This is a genomic window from Kitasatospora sp. NPDC057512 (assembly GCF_042802135.1).
GTDB lineage: Bacteria > Actinomycetota > Actinomycetes > Streptomycetales > Streptomycetaceae > Kitasatospora.
In genome coordinates, this window is the sequence record NZ_JBHVET010001058.1 from 1 (window position 1) to 2,164 (window position 2,164).

Sequence of the window (2,164 nt, forward strand, 5' to 3'; positions counted from 1 at the left end):
CCCCGCAGGAGCACGAGCACGAGGGGGAGTAACCCCCGCGAGCGCGGGGCCGACCACTGGCACATCGAACTCGTCGGCGAGGAGCTGGAGCAACCCCCGCGAGCGCGGGGCCGACCCGACGGAGAACAACCCCGTGGCGCTCCCACCGGAGTAACCCCCGCGAGCGCGGGGCCGACCAGGTCGGGGTCTGCGGAGGGAAGGACACGGCCGAGTAACCCCCGCGAGCGCGGGGCCGACCGTCGCCCAGGTCTTCGACCGGCGGGAGCGGGAGGAGTAACCCCCGCGAGCGCGGGGCCGACACCCCAGTCGAAGCCGCCGTCCACCTGGGCGAGGAGTAACCCCCGCGAGCGCGGGGCCGACGAGACGAGGGAGTCGTGGACGCTGGGGTCGTAGGAGTAACCCCCGCGAGCGCGGGGCCGACATCGCCCGAGACGAGGAACGCGCCGAGTGGACGGAGTAACCCCCGCGAGCGCGGGGCCGACCGTTGGCGGCCGCTCAGCGGCTGGTCGATCACCGAGTAACCCCCGCGAGCGCGGGGCCGACTGGGCGACGTCGAGCAGTCGGAAGCTCGGCCGGGAGCAACCCCCGCGAGCGCGGGGCCGACAACGTGCTGGAGCCGCTCAGCGATCCGGCACTGGAGCAACCCCCGCGAGCGCGGGGCCGACACTTCCTGACCTGCGGTGATTCGCTTCAGCGAGCGCTATTTGATTCAGTTCGATTCGGTTGGCTATCCATAGTAGAGCTCATGGGTGGTTGGTGGTGGAGCTGGCCGGCCTTGTGGCGATGGTGGACTGGATGGCAAGTGGCGAGCGGGACTTCGCAGGTGGGCTGACGCTGACCAGGGGCACGGTGGAGGTTCCCGGGTCGAAGACGCTTGGGGGCACCTCCAGCCTGCCCAAGTGGTGCTGCGTGTCGGTCAGTTGTCGACGTCGTACGCCACGGTGACCGGGGCGTGGTCGGACCGCCGTGGCGGAGGCGAGTGATGCACGCCGCCCCTCACAGGAGGCGCCGCACGGCCTCCATGATCGCGTTCCGGCAGTCCTCCGGGTCCGACGCCAGGACAGTCGTCGCCGGCATGCTCGCGGCATTCGTCGGGCTCCAGGCCGAGGCGATGGCCAGGACGAGGGTGAGAAGTGTGGCCGGGGTGAAGCCCGGCGTGCCCACTCCGCCCTTCCGAGCCGCTTCCAAGGAGGCGAGCTTGTCGTCGTGGGTCTGCTTGGCGACGGCAGGGTCCCGTTCCACGGCAGTGCCGCGTTCCAGCCGGTGCCAGGTCGCCAGGCGGAGCACCTCGGGGTGCTTCTGGTAGAAGTCGAACAGCCGCCCGGCGTAGCCCGGCAGGTCGTCGGGCGTGAAGGGCACCATGTCGAGGCCGCGCCCGAGGTGTGCGTCGAAGACGGCGTCGAAGAGCCCGTCCTTGTTGCAGAAGTAGACGTAGATGAGGTTCTTGTTCGCCGAGGCGACCTTGGCGATCCGGTCGACGCGGGCTCCCGCGATCCCGTACGCCGCGAACTCCTGGGTTGCTGCGTGGAGGATGCGCGCCTTCGTGGCCTCGGCTCGGGACATGGGAGTCATGCTAACAGCGCCTACTGGATCTTGCCGGGGCGTAGGACCCGGTGCCCTCGCCAGGTGAGCGCGTTCGCCGCTGGAACCACGGTGGATTCGTTTGAGACCTGAGGCGATTCGTTCGGGAGTCCCGTCGGTGGTCTTGCTCCGGGTGAACCGGTGAGGGGGAGAAGTGCCTTGCCGGAACGGTGAGTTGCCACCGCCCGACGATGACCGGGCCGACGGTCGGCGCGATGCGCAGACCCACGACGAGGGCAGACCCACGACGAGGCAGGCCGGGGGGCCGCGGCGACGTGCTCCTCGCGATCAGGGACCGGTACGCAGCGTGTGTCGTCACCGCAGTCCGAAGGCGTCGATCACTGCCTCGGAGGCGAGCAGCATGACGGTGCACCACAGGGTGACACCGGCCATCAGCCAGCCGATCAGCCGCCACCGGGGCAGGCCCAGTGCCGTGCCGAGCATGGCCGATCCCCAGGTGCCGAAGAGCGCGGGCCCGATGATGCCGAAGCCGATCACGCCGTACCGGTTCACCAGGCGCCGGGCCCGTCGGCCGGTGGGGCCGTCAAGGAGGTTCCGGCGGTTGCGGCGGTTCCCGGGCGGC

The 2,164-nt window shown here is 70.6% G+C and carries 2 protein-coding genes and 1 CRISPR repeat array; both genes read right to left on the minus strand.

The window, feature by feature from the left end:
- Positions 1–26: 26 nt before the first annotated feature.
- A CRISPR array of direct repeats spans positions 27–665; the repeat unit is 24 nt; unit sequence AACCCCCGCGAGCGCGGGGCCGAC.
- Between the two features lie 331 nt (positions 666–996).
- Positions 997–1,563, minus strand: a complete 567-nt coding sequence (locus tag ACFU6K_RS37535) for a TetR family transcriptional regulator (protein WP_224279321.1) — start codon at positions 1,561–1,563, stop codon at positions 997–999.
- A gap of 333 nt (positions 1,564–1,896) precedes the next feature.
- Positions 1,897–2,164, minus strand: a 268-nt coding sequence (locus ACFU6K_RS37540; protein ID WP_380670915.1) for a hypothetical protein, incomplete at its 5' end; no start/stop codon positions are given.

Excerpts from the sequence above, each read along its gene's own strand:
- ACFU6K_RS37535 (WP_224279321.1), bottom strand. The coding sequence starts at position 1,563 with ATGTCCCGAGCCGAGGCCACGAAGGCGCGCATCCTCCACGCAGCAACC.